Source organism: Pseudomonas sp. TE3-3-F2023 (assembly GCF_036784815.1).
Lineage (GTDB): Bacteria > Pseudomonadota > Gammaproteobacteria > Pseudomonadales > Pseudomonadaceae > Aquipseudomonas > Aquipseudomonas pudica.
This window is the reverse complement of record NZ_CP145113.1, coordinates 2,566,553-2,589,375: the sequence shown is the minus strand read 5'-3', so window position 1 is coordinate 2,589,375 and position 22,823 is coordinate 2,566,553. Positions and strand designations below refer to the sequence as shown.

At 63.7% G+C, this 22,823-nt stretch carries 19 protein-coding genes; 11 read left to right on the top strand and 8 right to left on the bottom strand.

Annotated features, from left to right (window positions below; genetic code table 11):
- Positions 1-139 precede the first annotated feature (139 nt).
- Entirely contained in the window at positions 140-1,705 is a 1,566-nt protein-coding gene (locus V3314_RS11770; protein ID WP_046616265.1) for a PAS domain-containing methyl-accepting chemotaxis protein, read from the top strand.
- Positions 1,706-1,764: 59 nt separating this feature from the next.
- Here the strand turns inward: V3314_RS11770 and V3314_RS11765 are convergent, their stop codons facing one another.
- The 5 genes from V3314_RS11765 to V3314_RS11745 form a co-directional block, all read right to left on the bottom strand.
- On the bottom strand, positions 1,765-2,649 hold the full coding sequence (locus V3314_RS11765) for a pseudouridine synthase (protein WP_338460252.1): 885 nt from the start codon (positions 2,647-2,649) through the stop codon (positions 1,765-1,767).
- A 51-nt stretch (positions 2,650-2,700) separates the two neighbouring features.
- Positions 2,701-3,009, bottom strand: coding sequence for a hypothetical protein (locus V3314_RS11760; protein ID WP_046616267.1), 309 nt, complete (start codon positions 3,007-3,009; stop codon positions 2,701-2,703).
- Positions 3,010-3,074: 65 nt separating this feature from the next.
- Positions 3,075-3,506, bottom strand: a complete 432-nt coding sequence (locus V3314_RS11755) for a D-Ala-D-Ala carboxypeptidase family metallohydrolase (protein ID WP_046616268.1) — start codon at positions 3,504-3,506, stop codon at positions 3,075-3,077.
- A gap of 108 nt (positions 3,507-3,614) precedes the next feature.
- On the bottom strand, positions 3,615-3,854 hold the full coding sequence (locus tag V3314_RS11750; protein WP_085601521.1) for a glutaredoxin family protein: 240 nt from the start codon (positions 3,852-3,854) through the stop codon (positions 3,615-3,617).
- 71 nt (positions 3,855-3,925) lie between these two features.
- The gene (locus V3314_RS11745; RefSeq protein ID WP_338460251.1) at positions 3,926-5,134 is read right to left on the bottom strand and encodes an ammonium transporter; all 1,209 of its coding nucleotides are present in this window, start codon (positions 5,132-5,134) and stop codon (positions 3,926-3,928) included.
- 313 nt (positions 5,135-5,447) lie between these two features.
- Between V3314_RS11745 and V3314_RS11740 the strand changes: the two genes are divergently transcribed.
- The 8 genes from V3314_RS11740 to dacB all read left to right on the top strand — a co-directional run bounded on the left by V3314_RS11740 (position 5,448) and on the right by dacB (position 14,564).
- Positions 5,448-5,762 carry a YqjD family protein gene (locus V3314_RS11740; RefSeq protein ID WP_046616271.1) on the top strand — a complete coding sequence of 105 codons (315 nt, stop codon included), beginning with the start codon at positions 5,448-5,450 and terminating at the stop codon, positions 5,760-5,762.
- Between the two features lie 9 nt (positions 5,763-5,771).
- Entirely contained in the window at positions 5,772-6,146 is a 375-nt protein-coding gene (locus V3314_RS11735; RefSeq protein ID WP_013971683.1) for a phage holin family protein, read from the top strand.
- A complete protein-coding gene (locus tag V3314_RS11730; RefSeq protein ID WP_046616272.1) occupies positions 6,143-6,472 on the top strand; it encodes a hypothetical protein in 330 nt (109 codons plus the stop codon). The genes V3314_RS11735 and V3314_RS11730 overlap by 4 nt, the downstream gene beginning before the upstream one ends.
- Before the next feature lie 189 nt (positions 6,473-6,661).
- Complete coding sequence (locus V3314_RS11725) at positions 6,662-7,993, top strand: deoxyguanosinetriphosphate triphosphohydrolase (protein ID WP_085601519.1); 1,332 nt, start codon at positions 6,662-6,664, stop codon at positions 7,991-7,993.
- 283 nt (positions 7,994-8,276) lie between these two features.
- Positions 8,277-8,894 (top strand): response regulator transcription factor, encoded by a 618-nt coding sequence (locus V3314_RS11720; RefSeq protein ID WP_046616274.1) that lies wholly within the window; start codon positions 8,277-8,279, stop codon positions 8,892-8,894.
- Between the two features lie 8 nt (positions 8,895-8,902).
- Complete coding sequence (locus tag V3314_RS11715; RefSeq protein WP_338460250.1) at positions 8,903-12,535, top strand: transporter substrate-binding domain-containing protein; 3,633 nt, start codon at positions 8,903-8,905, stop codon at positions 12,533-12,535.
- Positions 12,536-12,576: 41 nt separating this feature from the next.
- Positions 12,577-12,921 (top strand): YggL family protein, encoded by a 345-nt coding sequence (locus V3314_RS11710; RefSeq protein ID WP_004376110.1) that lies wholly within the window; start codon positions 12,577-12,579, stop codon positions 12,919-12,921.
- Between the two features lie 185 nt (positions 12,922-13,106).
- A complete protein-coding gene (gene dacB, locus V3314_RS11705; RefSeq protein ID WP_338460249.1) occupies positions 13,107-14,564 on the top strand; it encodes a D-alanyl-D-alanine carboxypeptidase/D-alanyl-D-alanine-endopeptidase in 1,458 nt (485 codons plus the stop codon).
- 136 nt (positions 14,565-14,700) lie between these two features.
- Here the strand turns inward: dacB and V3314_RS11700 are convergent, their stop codons facing one another.
- Both V3314_RS11700 and rlmKL read right to left on the bottom strand, forming a co-directional pair.
- Positions 14,701-17,091, bottom strand: coding sequence for a diguanylate cyclase (locus V3314_RS11700; RefSeq protein WP_046616277.1), 2,391 nt, complete (start codon positions 17,089-17,091; stop codon positions 14,701-14,703).
- Positions 17,092-17,185: 94 nt separating this feature from the next.
- Entirely contained in the window at positions 17,186-19,378 is a 2,193-nt protein-coding gene (gene rlmKL / locus V3314_RS11695) for a bifunctional 23S rRNA (guanine(2069)-N(7))-methyltransferase RlmK/23S rRNA (guanine(2445)-N(2))-methyltransferase RlmL (RefSeq protein ID WP_108481429.1), read from the bottom strand.
- Between the two features lie 561 nt (positions 19,379-19,939).
- Between rlmKL and V3314_RS11690 the strand changes: the two genes are divergently transcribed.
- Positions 19,940-20,155 carry a ribosome modulation factor gene (locus V3314_RS11690; RefSeq protein ID WP_003248687.1) on the top strand — a complete coding sequence of 72 codons (216 nt, stop codon included), beginning with the start codon at positions 19,940-19,942 and terminating at the stop codon, positions 20,153-20,155.
- A 148-nt stretch (positions 20,156-20,303) separates the two neighbouring features.
- On the opposite strand, the gene V3314_RS11685 is transcribed toward V3314_RS11690, so the two are convergent.
- Positions 20,304-21,326: a quinone-dependent dihydroorotate dehydrogenase gene (locus V3314_RS11685; protein WP_338460248.1), complete on the bottom strand. Its 1,023-nt coding sequence runs from the start codon at positions 21,324-21,326 to the stop codon at positions 20,304-20,306.
- 280 nt (positions 21,327-21,606) lie between these two features.
- On the opposite strand from V3314_RS11685, the gene V3314_RS11680 reads away from it, so the two are divergent.
- Positions 21,607-22,821 (top strand): CmpA/NrtA family ABC transporter substrate-binding protein, encoded by a 1,215-nt coding sequence (locus V3314_RS11680; RefSeq protein ID WP_338460247.1) that lies wholly within the window; start codon positions 21,607-21,609, stop codon positions 22,819-22,821.
- The last annotated feature ends 2 nt before the right edge of the window (positions 22,822-22,823 follow it).

Here is a 22,823-nt window from a genome sequence, read left to right as displayed (position 1 = left end):
GCTAACTTGCTTGAACGTGCTCGCTGGGTAAACCAGATCACGTGCTGGCTTATTGCTATAGATCAAGCACATTAATTATTCATTCAATAAAACCAGCGGCTTGCCGATATCTGTCGAAAGCCCTGCGGACTATCAACCCATGCGTAACAACCAGCCGATTACCCAGAGAGAACGGACTTTCCCTGCCCAGCAGCGGTTGATCTCCACCACCAATGCCAAAGGTGTGATCACTTACTGCAACGATGCCTTCATCGAGATCAGTGGTTTCACCCGCGAAGAGCTGACCGGTGCGCCGCACAACCTGGTACGCCACCCGGATGTGCCGCCAGCGGTGTTTGCCCACATGTGGCAAACCCTCAAGCAGGGCCAGCCGTGGATGGGCATCGTCAAGAACCGCTGCAAGTCTGGTGACCACTACTGGGTCAACGCCTACGTCACGCCGATCTTCGACAACAATCAGGTGGTCGGCTTCGAGTCGGTGCGGGTCAAACCTACCGCCGAGCAGGTCCGTCGCGCCGAGGCGCTGTACCAGCGCATCAACCAGGGCAAACCGCCGATACCACGCCGGGACAAGTGGCTTCCGGTGCTGCAGGACTGGCTGCCGTTCATTCTGATCAGCCAGGTAGGCTTCCTGATCGGCAACTGGCTGGGCCATTCCTGGGGCTTCGCCTTGGCTGCCGGGCTTTCCGTACCGCTGGGCCTGCTGGGCCTGAGCTGGCAACAGCGCGGCCTCAAGCGCCTGCTGCGCCTGGCCGAACAGACCACCTCCGACCCGCTGATCGCGCAGATGTACACCGACAGCCGTGGCGTGCAGGCGCGCCTGGAAATGGCCATGCTCAGCCAGGACGCGCGCATGAAAACCTGCCTGACCCGCCTGCAGGACAGCGCCGAACACCTCAGCGAACAGGCGCGCCAGTCCGACGCGCTGGCGCACAAGAGTTCTTCAGGCCTGGAGCGCCAGCGGGTGGAGACCGAGCAGGTTGCCGCTGCGGTCAACCAGATGGCCGCCACCACCCAGGAAGTGGCCAACCACGTGCAGCGAACCGCCGATGCCACCCAGGAAGCCAACCGCCTGACCAGCCAGGGTCGGCAGATTGCCGGTGAAACCCGCGAGGCCATCGAACGCCTGTCGGCGGCGGTGGGCGAGACCGGCCAGACGGTTACGCAACTGGCCAAGGACAGCGATGAGATTGGTGGGGTGGTCGACGTGATCAAGGGCATCGCCGACCAGACCAACCTGCTGGCGTTGAACGCGGCCATCGAAGCGGCACGTGCCGGTGAAATGGGCCGAGGTTTTGCCGTGGTGGCCGACGAAGTGCGCCAGCTGGCCCAGCGCACTGCCGAATCCACCGGGCAGATTCACGGCCTGATCGCCAAGCTGCAACAAACTGCCAGCAATGCCGTGCTGACCATGGAAACCGGCCATCGCCAGGCGCAGGAAGGCGTCGACCGTGTAATGCAGGCCGACGAGGCGCTGGTGGGCATCAGTGAAGCGGTGGCCAACATTACCGACATGGCCACCCAGATTGCTGCAGCGACCGAGGAGCAGACTGCAGTGGCTGACGAGATCAGCCGCAACATCAGCACCATTGCCGACCTGGCCGACCAGACTGCCGAACAGGCCCAGCACTCGGCGCTGCTCAGCGAAGAGCTGACCAGCACGGCGGGTACCCAGTACTCGCTGGTAGAGCGGTTCAACCGCTAGGGCCCTGTAGGAGCGGCCCATCGCGACACAAGGCCGCTCCTACAACGACCCCGTCCAGACTACCAATCCAGCTGCAAGCAGCTCTCGAAATAGCGCTCTTCCCCGCTCAGCGGGTCTGCAAAGCGCAGGCTCTGCGCCAGCAACTTCAGTGGCCGCTGGTAATCATCCTCTTCGTTTAGCAACTGCGGATAGAACGGGTCATTGCAGATCCCCGCCCCCAATGCCGCCATGTGCACACGCAGTTGATGGGTCTTGCCAGTCACCGGCGACAGCCCGTAACGCCACAGCTCGCCATTTTTCTCCAGCACTTCGGCCAGGGTTTCGCTGTTGGCCTCCCCCTCTACTTCATGCATGCGGAAAAACGGCTCGCCATGTACCAGGCGGCTTTTGTGCACCAGCGGGAAATCGTGCTGCGGCATGGCCGCGGCAATGGCCTGGTAGCGCTTGTCGATGCGCCGTTCGGGGAACAACCGTTGGTAGGCACTGCGACTCTGCGGGTTGGCGGAAAACAGCACGAGCCCGGCAGTGTGCCGGTCGATACGGTGCAACGGCACCAGATGCGGGTTGCCCAGGCGGCGGATCAGGCGGCGCAGCAAGGTCTGCTCGACGTATTCACCTGTCGGCGTCACTGGCAGGAAATGCGGCTTGTCGGCTACCACCAGGTGCTCATCCACATGCAGTACGGTCTCCCGCACCGGGATCGGCCGCTCGTTCGGCACCTCACGGAAGTAATGCAAACGCATACCGCGCTTGTAAGGCAGTTCGGCAGAAACCGCCCGCCCCTCGGCATCCAGCACCCGACCACGGGCAAAGCGGTCGAGCCACTGGGCGCGGTCGATGGCCTTGAAATGGTCACACAGGCAGTCAAGCACCGTCGCCCAGTTACCGGGAGGCAGGCACACCGTGCTGGCTTGCTGGCGGGCGGGGTCGAAAGGCGTGGTCATGGCAGGGCTCGAAACGTTCACGGCCGCGCATTATCCCCCAAGCCCGCGCCCTCAACCAGCCTTGGCAATGGCCTCGCAGCGCTCCTTCAGCCATCGCAACACCTGCACCGGCTCCCATCGCCCCGGGTCGTAGAGGGCATAGAGCAACCCTTGGTAACCCACCACGTCCAACCCACGGTGGTAGCCGGCACGCTGGAACAGGGCCTCGATTTCGGCGAAGCAGGTATTGAAATGGACCTTGCCGAACGGAGTGCGGTCGTCGGTCACCAAGCCTTCGAGGCGCAGTTCCAGAACAGCGTCGGCCACCCGCTCGACGGGCATGCGGTTGACGCTGTACTTGAGTTGCTCGACATTGAGCATGGCTTTACCTCGATACTGTATTTATATACAGCATACGAACATCCCCTTGTCGCCGTCAATGCGCTTCATTGCAGGCCCGGCAGATAGCCGGTGCCTTTGCGGATGGTCAGCACCTGGCGTCGTGGGGCGCTACGCGACACAGCCAGGTGCACCCAGTTATCGAATTCGAGGATCAGCTGGTCGAAGGGGATGGCGCTTTCGCTGATACGGCGCACCACCTCGCGCGGGCTCACTTCAATCACCGTGAAGTCAGCCGCCAGCCCCTGCAGATGCTTGCTCGTCAACGCCCCGCCAATGCGCTGGTTGACTGCGGGGCTGCGATAGCCGCTGCTGACGATGATTGGTGCGCCGAACAACGCACGCACCTGCTCCAGTGCATTGCACAGCAACTGCAGGTTGGCACGCGCTTCAGCGGGAGGATTGTTGTCGAGCCCTTCCCTGGCGGCGAGCTGCGAAATGGTCATTTCATCGAGGGTGAAATGGGGAGAAATGCGCATGGCTGGATTCCTGATGACCGGTGATGGATGCCGGCCTCAACGTGCCGGCAGCGGATCATCACAACGCAGCACACTGCATGGAGCAGGGACAAACCTCCCCTGGCGCTGTTACTGCTCGAGAAACGCCACCACCTGTCCGGCATCGAACGGCCAGTGCAGCTCGGCGCCATTGTCACAGCGGCGCAGCACCGGAATGATCAGGCCATAGCGCTCGTACATGGCTTCGTTCTCGGCAATGTCGACCAGCTCCACCAGCAGGCCATGGTCGACGAAGGGCATCAGCACGGCCTCGGCCACTTCACACAGGTGGCAGCCGAGGGTGCCGAACAGTTGGCATTCAGGCAGCATGGGGGCAAGTCCGATTTGACAGGGAGAAACCTATTCTAGGTCCGTCCTGCCCCCCGTGCACCTGACCTGGCTCAATCCTGGCTGGTGGCGCCGATACGGTGCAGCGACAGGTCCGCGCCCTGGAACTCCTGCTCATGGCTCAAGCGCAGCCCGTGCAGCGCGCGGATTGCACCATACACAGCAAAACCGCCAGCCAGCGCCACCACCACGCCCATCAGGCTGCCCAGCAACTGGCTTGCCAGACTGACACCGCCCATGCCACCCAGCAGCTCCTGGCCGAAGATGCCGCAGGCCAGGCCGCCCCACACACCGCACAGACCATGCAACGGCCACACACCCAGCACATCGTCGATCTTCCAGCGGTTCTGCGCCGCAGTGAAGGTCCAGACGAACAGCGCGCCCGCCACCAGGCCGGTGGCCAGCGCACCGATCGGGTGCATCAGGTCGGAACCTGCACAAACCGCCACCAGCCCGGCCAGCGGCCCGTTATGCAGGAAGCCCGGGTCGTTACGGCCGGCCAGCAGGGCCGACAGGGTGCCACCGACCATGGCCATCAGCGAGTTGATCGCCACCAGGCCGCTGACACCCTGCAACGTCTGGGCACTCATGACGTTGAAGCCGAACCAGCCGATGATCAGGATCCACGAGCCCAATGCCAGAAAGGGTATGCTCGATGGCGCAAACGCCACCAGCCGGCCATCGCGGTAGCGCCCGCGGCGCACGCCCAGCAGCAACACCGCAGCCAGCGCCAGCCAGCCGCCCATGGCGTGCACCACCACCGAGCCGGCAAAGTCATGGAACGGCGCGCCGAAGCGTGCCTGCAACCAGGCCTGAACGCCCAGGTTGCCGTTCCACACCACGCCCTCGAAGAACGGGTAGATGAACGCCACGATCAACGCCGTGGCACACAGTTGCGGCACGAAGCGCGCCCGCTCGGCGATACCCCCGGAGATGATCGCCGGGATCGCCGCGGCGAAGGTCAGCAGGAAGAAGCACTTGACCAGCGCATAGCCATGGTCGGCCGCCAGCGCCGCCGCCGGCTGGAAGAAGCTGACACCGTAGGCGATCCAGTAGCCGATGAAAAAGTACACCAGTGCCGAGATAGCGAAGTCGCTGAGAATTTTCGACAAGGCGTTGACCTGGTTCTTGTGGCGCACCGTGCCCACTTCGAGAAACGCGAAGCCGGCGTGCATGGCCAGCACCAGGATGGCGCCCATGAGAATGAACAGGGTGTTGGAACCGTGGACCAGGGAGTCCATCGCGCTGTGCATGTTTTCCATGAAATAGGCAGACCTGCTGAAAAAGGCACCAGGACAGCTCAAGAACCTGCATCCCTGCACCGATTCGGTGCCAGCCCCCTGCCCTGTTTCGGTGAGCCGGGCGGAGCCTGCGTGGTTTTTTCTTGGGTTTGTCGTGGATTGGGTTAAGGTTTATCGGTATCCGCTGCGCTGGCGCCCTGAATTGGCCCAATACTCGCCTGGGGCGCCCCGCAACGTGGCAAAGGCTTAGCAAGGCCCATACCAGCGCCGGCACTTGAACCTTCCGCGCGTGCTATCACTCGAACTACCAACATCCATCGACAGGGAGACACCCATGGCCAGCAAATCGGCAAAGACTGCACAAGAGATATTGATGGCTGACTTCCAGGCTCTGGTCCGCGATACCGAGAAGCTGCTGGCCGACACCGCCAACCTGGCCGGCGACCAGGCTGACGAGTTGCGCGCACAGATCCACGATCGCCTGGCCCAAGCCCGCGAAAACCTGCAGCTGACCCAGGACTCGGTGCGCGAGCGCGGCCACGCAGCACTGGGCAGTGCCGAACAGTACGTGCAGGAAAAACCATGGCAGGCGATCGGCATTGCCGCAGGCGTCGGCCTCTTGATCGGCCTGCTGGCCAACCGGCGCTAAGGGGTTCCCATGGAGAACGACGCCAACGGCGCCAGCGCCTCGGGCAAGCGCCTGGGCGCGGCTGCCCTGGGGCTGCTGCACAGCCATATCGAACTGTTCGGCATCGAGTTGCAGGAGCAGAAGGGTCGCACATTGAGCTTGCTGCTGTTCGCTGGCCTGGCCCTGGTATTCGCCCTGCTGCTGCTGACGGCGCTGTCCGGGCTGCTGCTGGTGTTGCTGTGGGACAGCTATCGCCTGGCCGGCATCATCGGCTTGTGCGTGTTCTACGGCATCGCCGCGCTGTATTGCGGCCTGCGCCTGAAAGCAGCGGTGTTCGACGAGTCGTCGCCCTTCGGCGCCACCCTAGAGGAACTTGCCAAGGACCGGGAGCGCCTGTTGCCATGAGCCTGCCAGAACTGCCAAACACCCGTAACCCGCGTGAACTGCGCAAGGCGCTGCTGCGCCTGCGCATGGAAATGCACCGCCAGGAAATCCGCCACGAGTCCGCGCAATTGCTGGAGCCGCTGCGCCGCGTGCGCGGCATGGGCAGCTCGCTGCACGACGGGCTGGGCATCAAGCATGCGCCGCTGTGGGGGATTGGCGCCGTGGTGGCGCTGGGCTTCCTCACCGGCAAAGGTGTGCGCAGCGGCAACCTGGCGCGGCTGTTGCGCCTGGGCACCGGCCTGCTGCCGCTGCTGCGCCTGTACCTGCAAGGCAGCCGCCGCCCCTGAGCGTTTTCCGTCGACTGCACCGGCCCTATCGCCGGCATGCCGGCTCCCACCTCGACCGCATCGGTCTCACGCCATGTGCGATCCCTGTGGGAGCCGGCTTGCCGGCGATAGGGCCCTTACAGGCTTACCCCTTGCGCTGCCCTTCCGGACACCGGAAGCTATACCCCTCGATCCACAGGAGACCGCGCCTTGGACTGGCACACCCTGCTCACCCGCGAACGCTTGGGCAAAGCCCTGTACAGCGCCGATGAACTCGGGCGCAGCCCCTTTCACAAGGACCACGACCGCATCATCTTCTCCGGAGCCTTCCGCCGTCTCGGGCGCAAGACCCAGGTGCACCCTGTTTCCAGCAACGACCATATCCACACACGCCTGACCCACTCGCTCGAAGTCAGCTGCGTTGGCCGCTCGCTGGGCATGCGCGTCGGCGAAACCCTGCGCGACAGCCTGCCGGACTGGTGCGCCCCCAGCGACCTGGGGATGATCGTGCAGTCGGCCTGCCTGGCCCATGACATCGGCAACCCACCGTTCGGTCACTCTGGCGAAGACGCCATCCGCCACTGGTTCCAGCAGGCCGCCGGGCGTGGCTGGCTGGACGACATGAGCGACGACGAGCGCGCCGACTTCCTCAACTTCGAAGGCAACGCCCAAGGCTTTCGCGTACTCACCCAGCTGGAGTACCACCAGTTCGACGGCGGTACCCGGCTGACCTATGCCACCCTCGGTACTTACCTGAAGTACCCATGGAGCGCACGCCACGCCGACGCCCTGGGCTACAAGAAGCACAAGTTCGGCAGTTACCAGAGCGAGCTGCCGCTGCTCGAGCAGATCGCCCGCAAGCTCGGCCTGCCGCAACTGGAACACCAGCGCTGGGCGCGCCACCCGCTGGTCTACCTGATGGAGGCTGCGGATGACATCTGCTACGCGCTGATCGACCTGGAAGACGGCCTGGAAATGGAGCTGTTGCAGTACGCTGAAGTCGAAGCGCTGTTGCTCGACCTGGTCGGCGATGACCTGCCGGAAACCTACCGCCAGCTCGGCCCTGGCGACTCCCGGCGGCGCAAGCTGGCGATCCTGCGCGGCAAGGCCATCGAGCACCTGACCAACGCTGCCGCTCGCGCCTTCGTCGAGCAGCAGCAGGCCTTGCTGGCCGGCCAGCTTGCGGGCGACCTGGTCGAACACATGCACGGCCCGGCCAAGCGCTGCGTGCTGCAGGCCAAGGCCATGGCACGCAACAAGATCTTCCAGGACAAGCGCAAGACCCTGCACGAGATCGGCGCCTACACCACGCTGGAGATCCTGCTGAACACCTTCTGCGGGGCGGCCCTCGAGCAGCACGGTGGGCGCACACCCTCGTTCAAGAGCCGCCGGGTACTGGACCTGATCGGCAACAATGCCCCCGACCCGCACGGCTCGCTGCACAGCGCCTTCCTGCGCATGATCGACTTCATCGCCGGGATGACCGACAGCTATGCCAGCGAAATGGCCCGGGAAATGACCGGGCGCTCCAGCCCGACTTGAGCCCTGACGGTGCAACCCGGGCATTGCCCGGAGCTGCACCGTACTTTGTGGGAAACTTCCTACATACACTGGCGACAAGTTAAACAACACGAATAAAAATAAATGAAAAGTTACCAATCACGTTTTGACATTGAGTTAAATGTGCCTGGCTCGTAGCCCGAAGTGTTTTATCTTGTAAGCCATTTCCCATATAGGGCTAATAGCCCTTCCTCGCATGCCCGATGACTTTCAACTGCGATAAGGTGCCGCCTGTCATCCTCAATCGCCCGCAGGGAAGTTGAACATGCATTCCATATTTATCGTCGACGACCATCCCGTCATCCGCCTGGCCGTTCGTATGTTGCTGGAAAACCAGAATTACAAGGTTGTCGGCGAGTCGGACAACGGCGTTGACGCCATGCAGATGATTCGCGAAACCTCGCCCGACCTGGTCATCCTCGACATCAGCATCCCCAAGCTGGACGGGCTGGAGGTGCTTGCCCGGTTCCAGGCCATGGCCCTGCCCCTGAAGGTGCTGGTACTGACCGCGCAATCTCCCGCATTGTTTGCCGTACGCTGCATGCACTCGGGTGCTGCAGGCTATGTGTGCAAACAGGAAGACCTGAGCGAACTGCTCAGTGCAATCAAGGCCGTGCTGGCTGGTTACAACTATTTCCCCAGCCAGGCAATCAAGCATGACCATGCGGTAGATGCCGACTTGCAACTTTTCCGCCAGGTAAATGACCGCGAACTGATGGTACTGCAACTATTCGCCCAAGGCCGCAGCAACAAGGAAATTGCCAAGGGCATGTTCCTCAGCAGCAAGACCGTCAGTACCTACAAGAAGCGCCTCATGCACAAACTTCAGGTCAATACGCTGGTCGACCTGATTGAAATGGCCAAACGCAACGCGCTGGTCTGAGGGTAGTCATGGCGCAGCTCATAGTTCGCCTGCTGTTCACCCTGCTCCTGTTCAGCAGCGTGGCACAGGCGGCCCACCACGAAGCTTCATCCTATACCTTGCTGGCACGCTCATCGGCCAGGCCGGCATTGCCTGCGCTCACCGACGAGCAACGGCAATGGCTCGAAGGCCGTCAGGAACTGGTGCTGGGTACCTCGGCACCGGACTACCCACCATTCGACATCACCAGTGGGGGCCGCGACTACCAAGGCCTTACCGCCGAGTATGCGAGCCTGATCGGCAACGCCCTGCAGTTGCCCGTGCGTGTGCTGCGCTTTTCCAGCCGGCAAGCGGCAGTGGAGGCGCTGCGCCAGGGCGATATCGACCTGCTTGGCAGCGCCAATGGCTACGAAGCGGCCAGCGATGGCCTTGCCCTGTCGCACCCCTATGCCATCGACCAACCGGTGCTGGTAACCCGCGAGGACGAAAGCCGGGCGCTGGACATGGGCCTGGCCGGCATGCGCCTGGGCATGCTCTACCACTACCTGCCGCGGCAGGAGGTGAAAAGCGCCTACCCCAAGGCCGAGCTGCTGGCCTTCGGCTCATCCAGCGAGGCCTTGAGTGCCGTGGCGTTCGGCCAGGCCGACGTGTTCATCGGCGATACCATTTCCACTCACTACCAGCTCAATCGCGGCCACCTGCCACGCCTGCGCATGGCCAGTTTCGGCAAGCACGAAGCCATCGGCTTCGGTTTTGCCCTGCGCCACGAGGACAAGGTGCTGATGCAGATGGTGAACGCCACCCTGGACAGACAGACTTCGGCCATACGCGCCAGTATCTTCAAACGCTGGAGCGCCGGTAGCGACCAACTGCTGACCGACCGCAAGCTGCAACTGACCGACACCGAAGAACAATGGCTGAAGGACCACCCGGTGATGCGTGTGGCAATCGATGACACCGCTGCACCTGTCTCGTATTTCGATGGCTCGGGGCATTTTCGCGGCATCACCGCTGACCTGCTCGAACTCCTTCGCTTGCGCACCGGCTTGCGTTTCGAGGTACAGCGCGCCAGCGGCCTTGCCGACATGATTGCTCGCCTCAAGGATGGCCGCGCCGATGTCATCGCTGCACTGGCCACCGGCGGGGTGAACGAAGACGACCTGCAAATCAGCCAGCCCTACCTTGAAAGCGCCTATGTGCTGGTCAGCCGCAAGGACAAACAACCCCTCACCTCGCTGGAACAACTGCAGGGTCATCGCATCGCCATCACCCGCTACAGCGCCATGGACGCCATGCTGTCGAAGCACTATCCGCAAATCGGCTGGGTCGAGACCGAAAGCTCGTTCTATTCCATGGCGTTGCTCAACAGCGGTGCCGTCGATGCAGTGATCACCACTTTGATCGACGCCAACCACGCGCTGGCCGGCAACCCGGAACTGGTCATCCGGGCCACCGTCGGCAGCGAACCCGCCAACTTCGCCATGGCCACCAGTGCCCCATCGCAGGTGCTGGTGTCGATCCTCGACAAGGCGCTGCTGAGCATCTCGCCGGAAGAACTGGGGGTCATCAACAACCGCTGGCGCGGCTTCAGCCTGCACGAGGATGGCAATGACCACGGCTACCGCAGGCTGGCGATTCAAGTGGTACTGGGCACCGCCGTGCTATTGCTCCTGGCCTTGCTGTGGAATGCCCGCCTGCGTCTGCAGATTCGCCAACGGCAACGTGCCGAACGGGCGCTGAACGACCAGTTGGCATTCATGCGCGCCCTGCTCAACGGCACACCCCACCCCATGTACGTGCGTGATCGCGAGGGCCGCCTGCAAAGCTGCAACTACAGCTACCTCGAAGCCGTGCAGGCCCGGTCCGAGGAGGTCATCGGCAAGAACCTGGAGGGTAGCCTGTTCGCCGATAGCGAGCAGACCCGGCAGATCCACGCCGATTACCTGAAGGTGATGGCCGAAGGCTCGCCACTGATCATGGACCGGCCACTACGGATCCAGGGCCGGGAAATGACCATCTACCACTGGATTCTGCCGTACCGCGACTCACTGGGTGTGGTACAGGGCATCATCGGTGGCTGGATCGACATCAGCGAACGCCGCCATCTGGTCATGGAGCTGCGCCAGGCCAAGCAGCAGGCCGACGATGCGAACCGCGCCAAAAGCACGTTCCTGGCCACCATCAGCCATGAAATCCGTACCCCGATGAATGCGGTCATCGGCATGCTCGAGCTGGCAGTCAAGCGCGCCGACCAAGGCCGGGTAGACCGCAGCGCGCTGGAACTGGCCCATCATTCGGCCAAGGACCTGCTGGGCCTGATCGGCGATATCCTCGACATCGTGCGCATCGAGTCGGGGCACTTGTCCCTTGCCCCGGAGGCCGTCGACCTTGCAGCCCTGGTCGAATCGGTGGGGCGCATTTTCGAAGGCCAGGCGCGGCAGAAAGGCCTGGCCCTGGAGGTTATGATCGCACCGGCCGCACGTTGCCATGCCCTGCTCGACCCCCTGCGCTTCAAGCAGGTCCTGTCCAACCTGGTAAGCAACGCCATCAAGTTTACCGAGCATGGCCAGGTGCGCATCTGCGTCGGCCTGGTGGACGACGGCACCACCACCCCCGCCGTGCTGGAGCTGGAGGTACGCGACAGCGGCATCGGCATCCACGCAGATGACCTGCAACGCCTGTTCAACCCGTTCATCCAGGCCAACCCGCATAGCCAGAGCGCCCGTGCGGGTACCGGGCTGGGCCTGGCCATCTGTCGCAACCTGTGCGAAATGATGGGCGGCAGCCTGACCATCAAGAGCCTGGAGGATGTCGGCACCCAGGTGCGCCTGAAGATGCCGCTGCAGCGGGTTGACGCTGCGGCGCAGCCGGCCCGGCAGATAGAGAACCTCGATGTGCCCGACCCAAGGCTGAACGTGCTGGTGATCGACGACCATCCAGCCAACCTGCAATTGATGGCACAGCAGCTTGGCTACCTGGGACTGAAGCACACCAGCGCCCGCGACGGTCGCGAAGGCTTGGCCACCTGGCGGGCGGGCGACTTCGATGTGCTGGTGCTCGACTGCAACATGCCGCACATGAACGGCTACCAGCTGGCCACCGCCGTACGCACCGAGGAACGCCATGGCAAGCGGCCGCGCTGCACCATTCTCGGCTACACCGCCAACGCACAGCCGGAGGTACGCCGCAAGTGCCTGAGCGCCGGCATGGACGACTGCCTGCTCAAGCCGATTAGCCTGGGCACGCTCAGCCAGCGCCTGGCCGGCATACGCCCGCACCGCCAACACAAACCGCGGCGCAAGCTGTACCACCTGGACGGCCTGGCCACAGTGGTCGGCCAAGACCCGAACGACCGCCAGCGCTTCCTGCAGGCGTTGCAGCAGAGCCTGCAGGCCGACCTGGCCACCTTGATGGCACTGAATCCGCAGCACGACAGCGATGCCATTGCCGAACAAGCGCACAAGGTGCTCAGCGCCGCGCGGATGCTGGAAGCCCCCGCATTGATGAAGGCCTGCGAAGCCCTGGAAGCAAGCGGCTTGCCTACCGCCCAGTTGCGCCTGCGGCGCCAGGCACTGGCGCGACATATGTGCCGGGTAGAACGTGCCCTGGCCAAGGAACTGGCCACAGGCACCTGCACACAGGCAGGCAGCCACGCGTGTTAACTGGTAGACTGCGCGGCGTTATTACCTAAGAGGATTGTTTCATGGCCACAAACCGCTCCCGTCGTCTGCGCAAGAAGCTGTGTGTCGACGAGTTTCAGGAATTGGGCTTCGAGCTGAACCTGGAATTCAAGGAAGATCTGGATGACCAGGCAATCGATGCTTTCCTCGACGCGTTCCTGGCAGAAGCCATGGATGCCAATGGCCTGGACTATGTAGGCGGTGACGATTTCGGCCTGGTGTGCTCGGTCAAACGTGGCTCGGTCAGCGAAGAACAGCGTGCAGCCGTTGAAGCCTGGCTCAAAGGCCGTAGCGAACTGACCAAGATCGAAGTCAGCCCGCTGCTGGACGCCTGGTACCCGGAAAAGCCGATCAACAAGGCCGAGTAATACCGGCCCGGCTCGATCGCTGAAAAGGCCACCCCAAGGGGTGGCCTTTTTATTGGGGGTGCTTTTCCGTCGAACGTGGCGCATCGTCGCTGCGCTTGGGGCATAATGCGTATTCTTTCACCCTGGGGCCATCATCCCTTACAGCCCCAATGCCCTTTTCCCTCGCCGTAGGGTATTTATCGATCATGATCAAAACGCTTCGTCCCCTCGTTCTTGCCGGCCTGCTGTTGCCACTCGCCCTGCCCAGCCAGGCCGCCGCCGTCAACACCACGCTGCCTGCCAAGGTGCAGCAGGCCCTCAAGGCCAACAAGCTGCAGGATTCTGCCCTGTCGCTGGTGATGCTGCCGCTTGACGGCCCCGGCACACCGACCGTGTTCAATGCCGATGTCTCGGTCAACCCGGCCTCGACCATGAAACTGGTCACTACCTACGCCGCCCTCGAACTGCTGGGCCCGACCTTCCAGTGGAAAACCGAGTTCTACACCGACGGCACCCTGAGCAACGGTGTACTCAACGGCAACCTGTACCTCAAGGGTGGCGGCGACCCAAAACTGAACATGGAGAAGCTGTGGCTGCTGATGCGTGACCTGCGCGCCAATGGCGTGCGCACTATCACCGGCGATCTGGTGCTGGACCGCAGCCACTTCGTGCAGCCCAATCTGCCGCAGTTCAACGACGACGGCGGCGATATGAACAAGCCGTTCCTGGTCAAGCCCGACTCGCTGCTGGTCAACCTCAAGGCCCTGCGTTTCGTGGCCCGCAACGATGGCGGCAAGGTCACCATCGCGGTCGAGCCGCCGATTGCCAGTATCCGCATCGATAACCAGGTCAAGGCGGTGGCCTCCAAACAGTGCTCGGGTGACGTGCGCTACAACCCGGTGCAGCAGGCCGATGGCATCAGTGTAACGGTCAGCGGCCAGCTGGGTGACGGCTGCAATTCGCAGACCTACCTGTCACTGCTCGATCACCAGACTTACGCCGCCGGTGCCGTGCGCGCTATCTGGAACGAGCTGGGTGGCAGCATCCAGGGTGGTGACCGCTTCGAGAACGTGCCCAAGGGCGCTCGCCTGCTGGCCCGTGCCTTCTCGCCAGACCTGGTGGAAGTGATCCGCGACATCAACAAATACAGCAACAACACCATGGCTCAGCAGCTGTTCCTGAGCCTTGGTGCGCAGTTCCGCACCGATGCCGACGGTGACGACGCTCGCGCTGCCCAGCGCGTGGTGCGCCAATGGCTGGCGAAGAAGGGCATCACCGCCCCGCACCTGGTGATGGAAAACGGTTCCGGCCTGTCGCGCGCCGAACGGGTCAGCACTCGGGAAATGGCCGCGATGCTGCAGGCCGCCTGGAAGAGCCCTTATGCTGCCGAATTCATGAGCTCGATGCCGCTGGTGGGTATGGACGGCACCATGCGCAAGCGCCTGAAGCGTACCGCCATGACCGGCGAAGGGCACATCAAGACCGGCACGCTGAACACCGTGCGGGCAATTGCCGGCTTCAGCCGTGACAGCAACGGCCATACCTGGGCAGTGGCGGCGATCCTAAACGATCCGAAACCGTGGGGCGCCTCGCAGGTGCTCGACCAGGTGCTGCTGGACCTGTACCGCCAGCCGAAACTGGCCGGCAGCACAGCGGCCAACTGATAGGTATAGGTAGCCAGTACCGGCCTCTTCGCGGGCTTGCCCGCTCCCACAGGTATTGCACCAAGTTCAATAACGGTGTAGTACCTGTGGGAGCGGGCAAGCCCGCGAAGGGGCCGGTACCGACAACCAAAAACGATCAGGCCAACTCCCCCTCCACCCGATCCCGCCCGGCCTGCTTGGCCGCATATACCCCGGCATCAGCCCGCAACAGCAAGGCATCGGCCCCCTCCCCCGGTCGCCAGCCCGCCACACCAAAACTCGCGGTCACCCTGCCCACGCCTTCCACCGGCACATTGCGCACCCCATGCCACAGCTCCAGCGCCAGCAACCGGGCCTGCTCGGCATCGCTGCCGGGGCACAGCACCATGAATTCCTCGCCGCCCAGCCGGCAGAACACATCGGTACGCCGCAAACGCTGGCCGATACGCAGGCACAAGCTACGCAGCACGCGGTCGCCGACGGCATGGCCGAAATGGTCGTTGATGCGCTTGAAGTGATCGATATCGAGCATGATCACCGCCAGTGCCAGGCCATCGCGCTGGGCCCGTTCCAGTTCGAGCTTGAGCCGCTCCTGGAAGTAACGGCGGTTATGGATGCCGGTCAGCGAGTCGGTCACCGACAGCGCACGCAACTCTTCCTCCACGCCCTTGAGGTCGGAGATGTCGGTCAGGTAGCCATGCCACAAGGTGCACCCCTGCTCGCCCACCTCCGGTGTCGCCTCGCCACGCACCCAGCGCAGCCCGGCACGCGGCAGGCAGACCCGGTATTCTTCGCGCCAGGGCGACAGATGTTCGGCCGAGTAACGCACCGAGCGGCGCACGCGCTCCAGGTCATCCGGGTGGATGCGCTCGAATACCGCCGTGGCATCCTCGCGCAACTGCTGCAGGTCAATTTCGTAGATGTCGTACAGGCCCATGCTGGCATACGGAAAGCAGGAATGGCCGTTGCCATCCAGGCGGTACTGATAAATGCCGCCCGGCACCTCGGCACTGAGCTTTTCCAGAAGGCGGTCACGGGCCGCCAGCGCCTCATGCACCCGACGCCGTTCGGTGACATCGATGCAGATCGCCAGGTAACCGATCCACAACCCCTGTTCATCGAGCATGGCGGTGACCAGCATGTTGGCCACCAGTTGGCTGCCATCGGCGCGCAACAAGGTCCACTCCCCCGGCTCGGCGCCATGCTCCTGCACCGTTTCGGCGAACATGGCCTGGCCACCTTCAATCGGTCGGCCGTAACGCAGGCTCAAGGCATGGGTACGCAGGCTCAATTCCTCGGGCAGCACCAGGTCCTCCAGGCGCAGCTGGCCGATCGCCTCGCTGGCGGGGTAACCGAGCATGCGTTCGGCGCCGGCGTTGAAGGTACTGACCACGCCCTTGAGGTTGGTGGCGATGATCGCCACCTGGGTTGCGGCATCCAGCACGCTGCGCAGCTGGTTGTGGGTGCCACGCAGTGACTGCTCGCTGACCCGCAGCTCGGCAGTACGCTGCTCGACCAGGGCCAAGGCACGCTGGCGCTGGCTGAACAGGTTGTAGAGCAAGATACTGAGCAGCAGGCTCAACAAGCCGCCCAGCAGGCTCACGGCCAACACCGCGGAGGAACGGTTGGCGCGCACGAAGGCCAGACTCGGCCGGATACTCAGCTGGAAGTGGTGGTCAGCCAGGTGCAACAGCTGGTTGGTGGCCAGCGGCAGGGGGGCGACCGGGTTCTGCGAATCGAACATCACTTCGGGGCCGTGCAGCCCGGTGGGGTCGACGATACGGACTACCAGGTTGTCGTCTGCCGAAACCGGGCGCCCGTCACTGACCAGTTCACGCATGCTCAGCAAGGCCGTCACATAGCCCACTGCCGCGCCGCGGGGGTTGGCATCGGAAAACACCGGCGCCACCATCAGCAGGCCACGCGCATCCGAGCTGGTATCGAACATGGGCAGTGGCTCGGAAACCGCCATGCTGCCCGGCCCCAGCGCCCGCGACAGGGCCGCCAGGGGCTCTTCCTGGCCGGCGAGGTCCAGCCCATAGGGCAGCCCGGGCAATTCACCCGACTGGGTATAGAGTACCGGGAAGTAATGGTCGCGCTGGGGGGATGGCCGCCACTGGCCTTGCTGATCCTGGTCGCGGATCACATAGCCCGGACCGGAATGCGCACTGGCCTGGCGCTCGAACTCGGCGCGTTGCGCGGCTTCGACACGCGGCGCCCAGGCGTAGGCCAGGGTCCGCTGCAGCAATGGCCTGGCGTAGCCGTCGAACTCGTGTGGGGTGATTTCGTTGGAAAAGCTGAAAAACCGCCGCAGCCCGTCCAGGCGCTGCTGCTGTTCGTCAAACCGCTCGGCGATACGGCTGAAACGCTCGCTGGCCAGCAGCTCGAAGCGCTGGCGCAGCTGCTGCTTGTAGAAGGTTTGCGTGGCTAACGCCAGGACGGCCGTCAACAGGCCGCCTACGACCAGGGCAACCAGGGCCACCGCCCAGGCGGACACCGCCTCTGTGCACAGGCCAAGCAACCGCGCACGCACGCCACCCTTTGACATACACCCATCTCGTCACGTCAGCGTCCTGCGGATTATCTTGCCCTGCACTCAGTTATAGCTATTGGCCATTAGCCGTGCAATGTACCTCGTCGCCTCAACGAAGCTGCAGACGCCAGGCGCGATGGATACGGTTATTGCGAGCGAAGTCCGGGTCCAGGGTCTGGGCCGTGATTTCCTCCACCGCGTAACGCGCCATCAGGTGCTCGTCCAGCTGGAACTTGCGGAAGTTGTTGGAGAAATACAGCACGCCACCCGGCGCCAGGCGGGCCATGGCCAGGTCCAGCAGCTGCACGTGGTCACGCTGAACGTCGAACACGCCTTCCATGCGCTTGGAGTTGGAGAAGGTCGGCGGGTCGATGAAGATCAGGTCGTAGCTGTCGCGGTTGCCTTCCAGCCAGGCCATCACATCGCCCTGCTCCAGGCGGTTGCGTTCGGAGAAGCCATTGAGCGCCAGGTTGCGCCGCGCCCAGTCCAGGTAGGTTTTCGACAGGTCGACGCTGGTGGTGCTGCGCGCGCCGCCCTTGGCCGCATGCACGGTCGCCGTGGCGGTGTAGCAGAACAGGTTGAGGAAGCGCTTGCCGGCTGCTTCGCGCTGGATGCGCATGCGCATCGGGCGATGGTCGAGGAACAGGCCGGTGTCGAGGTAGTCGGTGAGGTTGACCAGCAGCTTGACGCCGCCTTCGTTCACTTCCTGGAAGCGGCCTTCGGTAGCCTGGCGCTCGTACTGGCGCGTGCCGCTCTGCCGCTCGCGACGCTTGAGCACCACACGCTGCGGCGAAATGCCCAGGGCCTGCGGGATGGCTGCCAGCGCGTCGAGCAGGCGTGCCTGGGCCTTGTCCGGGTCGACCGAACGTGGCGCGGCGTATTCCTGCACGTGAACCCAGTCCTGGTACAGGTCGACCGCCAGGGCGTATTCGGGCATGTCGGCATCGTACAGGCGGTAGCAATCGACCTGCTCACGGCGGGCCCACTTGCCCAGTTGCCGGAGGTTTTTCTGCAGGCGGTTGGCGAACATCTGCGCCCCTTCCGACAGGCGCGCCGGTTCGCTGGCTGGTGCTGCCTGCTGGCGGGTTTCCGTGCCTTCAGGCTGCGCCTCGCGGCGCTCGCCGGTAACGAACTGGTCGGGCTGCACCTTGAACAACAGCAGCTTGCACGGCAAGGCGCCGTTCCAGAACGCGTATTGCTTGTGGCTGCGAATACCCATGCGCTTGCCCAGCTGCGGCGCGCCGGTGAACACCGCCGCCTCCCAGCCCATGCAGGCCTGGCGCAGGCGCTCGCCAAGGTTCTGGTAGAGATACAGCAGGCTGGCTTCGTCACCCAGGCGCTCGCCATAGGGTGGGTTGCTGATGACCAGGCCTTTCTGGTTCTGGTCCGGGCGCGGCTCGAAGGTGCTGACTTCGCCCTGGTAGATCTTTACCCAGTCACCCAGGCCGGCGCGCTCGACGTTGTTGCGGCCTGGCTGGATCAGCCGCGGGTCGGCTTCGTAACCACGGATCCACAGCGGCGGTTTGGCCAGACCGGCCTGTGCCCGCGCCTGCGCCTCGTCATGCACCTTGCGCCACAACGCCGGTACATGGCCGAGCCAGGCACTGAAGCCCCAGCGCTCACGTTTCAGGTTGGGCGCGATATCTGCGGCGATCATCGCCGCTTCGACCAGGAAGGTACCCACACCGCACATCGGGTCGGCCAGCGCGCCACCTTCGGCGGCAATGCGCGGCCAGCCGGCGCGGATCAGCACCGCCGCCGCCAGGTTTTCCTTCAGCGGCGCGGCGCCTTGCTGCAGGCGGTAGCCACGCTGGTGCAGGCTGTGCCCGGAAAGGTCGAGGGAGAGAATGGCTTCGCCACGGTCCAGGCGCAGGTGCACGCGCACATCAGGGTCGATCTTTTCCACCGACGGGCGCAGGCCTTCGCGGTTGCGCAGCTTGTCGACGATCGCATCCTTGACCTTCAGCGCACCGAAGTGGGTGTTGTCGATACCCGAACCATGGCCGCTGAACTCCACCGCGAGGGTGCCATCGGCCGCCAGGTGATCGGCCCAGTCGACCGCGTGCACGCCGTCGTAGAGGTCGTCGGCGTTCTTCATGGAGAAGCGCTTGAGTACCAGCAGCACCCGGTTGGCCAGGCGTGACCACAGGCACAGGCGGTAGGCGGTTTCCATGTCGGCGGCGCCACGAATGGCCGAGGTGTGCTCGCGCACGTCATCCAGGCCGAGGCCCCGCGCTTCTTCGGCAAGCAGGCCTTCCAGGCCTTTGGGGCAAGTGAGGTAAAGTTCGAAACGGTCCGACATGAGTAATCCAGCGCCTTGGGCTATTTGACTGACGGGGCGACGCATCGCCCCGCGATGTTTGCCCGCACACCTTTCCAGCAGGCGTGCGGGTGGCCTTTCCCGGCACACAAGCGTGCGGTGGAAGGCCGGGCCGCCTGACCGATCTGTGCCTGGCCCAGTGGCAAAGACAGCTTAGATCATCAGGCAGTACGAAAAATTCTGGCGATGCCGGGGCCAGTGTGACCCTTCGTCGCATTTCAAATTATTTCTGTCATCCGCGAGCAACGCTGGCGAAATGACGTCAATGATCGGCAAAGCCTGATCATAGCGGGCTCAACGCTAAACAAGGTTGAGTCGCATTTATTTACTTATCCCCTCACCCTTGGAAAGGTTACGTGCTTATGACAAATCGATCATTCACACCGTGACTCGCATTCGATAGAACTGGTCTCAGGCCGCTTCGCAACGAGGTGGCACTTTCAGCTCGCCACGCCGGCAGCGAGCGCACACCGGCAGAAAGACTCTGCCCGGCCTCGGAGAGGCCGACGGGACATTACAGTCAACAAGTGAGGGCAACACCCTATGAGAAGACTTAAGCGTGATCCGTTGGAAAGAGCATATTCACGTGGCTACCAATATGGGGTCACCGGCAAATCCCGCGAACTTTGCCCCTTCAATCTTCCTTCTGTTCGCCAAGCCTGGATCAACGGCTGGCGTGAAGGTCGCGGTGATAACTGGGACGGAATGACTGGCACCGCTGGCATCCATAGACTCAACGAAAATCACGCCGTTGGCTGAACGAGGACACTGAATTCGATTCACCATGCACGCCCTATCCGGGCGGCGGGCGAAGGCCCAGGGGCCCCTTGATGGGGCCCTTTTTTATGACTTCGAATCCACATCCGCGCTGGCTTCTTCGCGGGCTCGCCCGCGAATGGCCGGCAGATCACCGAGGCATCGCAGCGATAGCGTCCACCGCCTCGCGAATCAGCGCAGGCCCCTTGTAAATGAAGCCGGAGTAGATCTGCACCAGGCTCGCCCCGGCAGCGATCTTCTCGGCGGCATGGCGGCCTTCGGTAATGCCGCCAGCGGCAATGATCGGCAGCTTGCCGCTCAGTTCGCCCGCCAGCACCTTGACGATATGGGTGCTCTTCTCCAGCACCGGCGCGCCCGACAGGCCGCCCGCCTCGCCACCGTACGGCAACCCTTCGACACCTTCACGCCCCAGCGTGGTGTTGGTGGCAATCACCGCATCCATGCCCGACTCCATCAGCGCCGCGGCGACCAGGGCGGTTTCTTCGTCGCTCATGTCCGGGGCAATCTTGATTGCCAGAGGTACGCGCTTGCCATGCGTGCCGGCCAGTTGCTCGCGGCGCTCGGCCAGGGCATCGAGCAACTGCTTGAGCGAATCGCCGAACTGCAGGCTGCGCAGGCCCGGGGTGTTTGGCGAACTGACGTTGACCGTGATGTAACTGGCGTCGGTGTACACCTTGTCCAGGCAGATCAGATAGTCATCGACGGCACGCTCCACCGGGGTGTCGAAATTCTTGCCGATGTTGATGCCCAGCACGCCGTTGTAACGTGCAGCCCGCACCCGGCCGAGCAGGTGATCAACGCCCAGGTTGTTGAAGCCCATGCGGTTGATGATGGCCGTTGTCTCCGGCAGGCGGAACAGGCGTGGCTTGGGGTTGCCCGGCTGCGGGCGCGGGGTGACGGTGCCGATTTCGACGAAGCCGAAGCCCAGCTGGGCGAAACCGTCAATGGCCGCACCGTTCTTGTCCAGGCCGGCCGCCAGGCCCACCGGGTTGGCGAAGTTCAAGCCCATGACCGTGACCGGCATAGCCGCCGGCTGCTTGCACAGCATGCCGTTGAGGCCAAGACGGCCACCGGCGCCGATCAGGTCCAGGGACAGGTCGTGGGAGGTTTCCGGAGAAAGCTTGAACAGCAGCTGGCGGGCCAGGGTATACATGGGCGGGCAAGGCTCGGGGTGAATGAGGGGGCGATTATAGCCAGCGTGGGGCCGGCATGACAGCAAATCGTGGGGCTGCTGCGCAGCCCATTGCCGGCAAGCCAGCTCCCACAGGTACAACACAAGGGCTGAAAGCTGTGCTGTATCTGTGGGAGCTGGCTTGCCGGCGATGAGGCCAATGCAGGCGGCACAAGGCAGTTGCTCCACAGGGATGCTGCCAGATGGCACATCGGTTGCACCGGAAAAGCCCACAGCCTTATCAGTATGGGCGAGGAGCCTTGTGAACACTGTACCCCGAGCAACGCCCCTGGCCTGGGTCAACGGCAGTGACGCGCCGGAGAAGCCCTGCCTGAACATCGGCTACATGGCCCTGACCGACTGCGCCTCGGTGATAGTCGCCGCCACCCAGGGCTTCGCCCAGCAGCACGGCCTCACCCTCAACCTCAAGCGCCAGGGCTCCTGGGCCGGGTTGCGCGACAAGCTGGTCAGCGGCGAGCTGGATGCCGCGCACTGCCTGTATGGCTTGGTGTACGCCGTGCACCTGGGCATCGGCGGTGTACCGGCCAGCGCCATGGCCGTGCTCATGGGGCTGAACCAGAACGCCCAGGCCATAAACCTGTCCCCGGCCTTGCAGAGCAAAGGAGTGACCAACCCTGAAGCATTGGCGCGCCTGGTGCACCAGCATGGCGCACGCCTCACCTTCGCCCAGACCTTCCCCACCGGCACTCACGCCATGTGGCTGTATTACTGGCTGGCCAGCCAGGGCATCCACCCACTGCGCGACGTCGACAGCGTGGTGGTGCCACCGGCGCAGATGGCCGCACATATCCAGGCCGGGCGCATCGACGGTTTCTGCGTGGGTGAACCCTGGGCTGCCGATGCCGTGGCCAAGGGCCAGGGCTTCACCCTGGCCACCAGCCAATCGATCTGGCCGGACCACCCGGAAAAGGTCCTGGCCTGCGCCCGCGGCTTTGTCGAGCAATACCCCAACAGCGCCCGCGCGCTGATCAAGGCGGTCCTGGCGGCCAGCCGCTTCATCGAGCAAAGCCCGGAAAACCGCCGCAGCACCGCGCAACTGCTCAGCGGCAGCGCCTACCTGGACACCCCCCAGGCAAGTATCGAACCGCGCCTGCTCGGCAGCTACCACGATGGCCTGGGCAACCACTGGCAAGACCCCCACGCCCTGCGCCTGCACGACCATGGCCGGGCCAACCTGCCGTACCTGTCCGACGGCATGTGGTTCATGACCCAGTTCCGCCGCTGGGGCCTGCTGCGCGATGACCCCGACTACCTCGGCGTAGCCCGCGAGGTCCAGCAACTGGCACTGTATGGCGAGGCGGCCCGAAGCCTCGGCGTGGCCTGCCCCGAGCAGCCGATGCGCAGCAGCCTGCTGATCGATGGCAGCCGCTGGGACGGCAGCGACCCCTACGGTTATGCCCGAAGTTTCAGCCTGCATGCCCTAGGCAACCTGCCCGATGCCCGTGTCGGCGCGTGAGG

What these genes read in the sequence shown, in the direction of transcription:
- V3314_RS11745 (WP_338460251.1), bottom strand. Translation starts at nt 5,134, where the DNA reads ATGGAAAACATGCACAGCGCGATGGACTCCCTGGTCCACGGTTCCAAC.
- dacB (WP_338460249.1), top strand. Translation starts at nt 13,107, where the DNA reads ATGATCAAAACGCTTCGTCCCCTCGTTCTTGCCGGCCTGCTGTTGCCA.
- rlmKL (WP_108481429.1), bottom strand. Translation starts at nt 19,378, where the DNA reads ATGTCGGACCGTTTCGAACTTTACCTCACTTGCCCCAAAGGCCTGGAA.
- V3314_RS11755 (WP_046616268.1), bottom strand. Translation starts at nt 3,506, where the DNA reads ATGCGCATTTCTCCCCATTTCACCCTCGATGAAATGACCATTTCGCAG.
- V3314_RS11750 (WP_085601521.1), bottom strand. Translation starts at nt 3,854, where the DNA reads ATGCTGCCTGAATGCCAACTGTTCGGCACCCTCGGCTGCCACCTGTGT.
- V3314_RS11700 (WP_046616277.1), bottom strand. Translation starts at nt 17,091, where the DNA reads ATGTCAAAGGGTGGCGTGCGTGCGCGGTTGCTTGGCCTGTGCACAGAG.
- V3314_RS11770 (WP_046616265.1), top strand. Translation starts at nt 140, where the DNA reads ATGCGTAACAACCAGCCGATTACCCAGAGAGAACGGACTTTCCCTGCC.
- V3314_RS11690 (WP_003248687.1), top strand. Translation starts at nt 19,940, where the DNA reads ATGAGAAGACTTAAGCGTGATCCGTTGGAAAGAGCATATTCACGTGGC.
- V3314_RS11765 (WP_338460252.1), bottom strand. Translation starts at nt 2,649, where the DNA reads ATGACCACGCCTTTCGACCCCGCCCGCCAGCAAGCCAGCACGGTGTGC.
- V3314_RS11740 (WP_046616271.1), top strand. Translation starts at nt 5,448, where the DNA reads ATGGCCAGCAAATCGGCAAAGACTGCACAAGAGATATTGATGGCTGAC.
- V3314_RS11720 (WP_046616274.1), top strand. Translation starts at nt 8,277, where the DNA reads ATGCATTCCATATTTATCGTCGACGACCATCCCGTCATCCGCCTGGCC.
- V3314_RS11760 (WP_046616267.1), bottom strand. Translation starts at nt 3,009, where the DNA reads ATGCTCAATGTCGAGCAACTCAAGTACAGCGTCAACCGCATGCCCGTC.
- V3314_RS11735 (WP_013971683.1), top strand. Translation starts at nt 5,772, where the DNA reads ATGGAGAACGACGCCAACGGCGCCAGCGCCTCGGGCAAGCGCCTGGGC.
- V3314_RS11730 (WP_046616272.1), top strand. Translation starts at nt 6,143, where the DNA reads ATGAGCCTGCCAGAACTGCCAAACACCCGTAACCCGCGTGAACTGCGC.
- V3314_RS11710 (WP_004376110.1), top strand. Translation starts at nt 12,577, where the DNA reads ATGGCCACAAACCGCTCCCGTCGTCTGCGCAAGAAGCTGTGTGTCGAC.
- V3314_RS11685 (WP_338460248.1), bottom strand. Translation starts at nt 21,326, where the DNA reads ATGTATACCCTGGCCCGCCAGCTGCTGTTCAAGCTTTCTCCGGAAACC.
- V3314_RS11715 (WP_338460250.1), top strand. Translation starts at nt 8,903, where the DNA reads ATGGCGCAGCTCATAGTTCGCCTGCTGTTCACCCTGCTCCTGTTCAGC.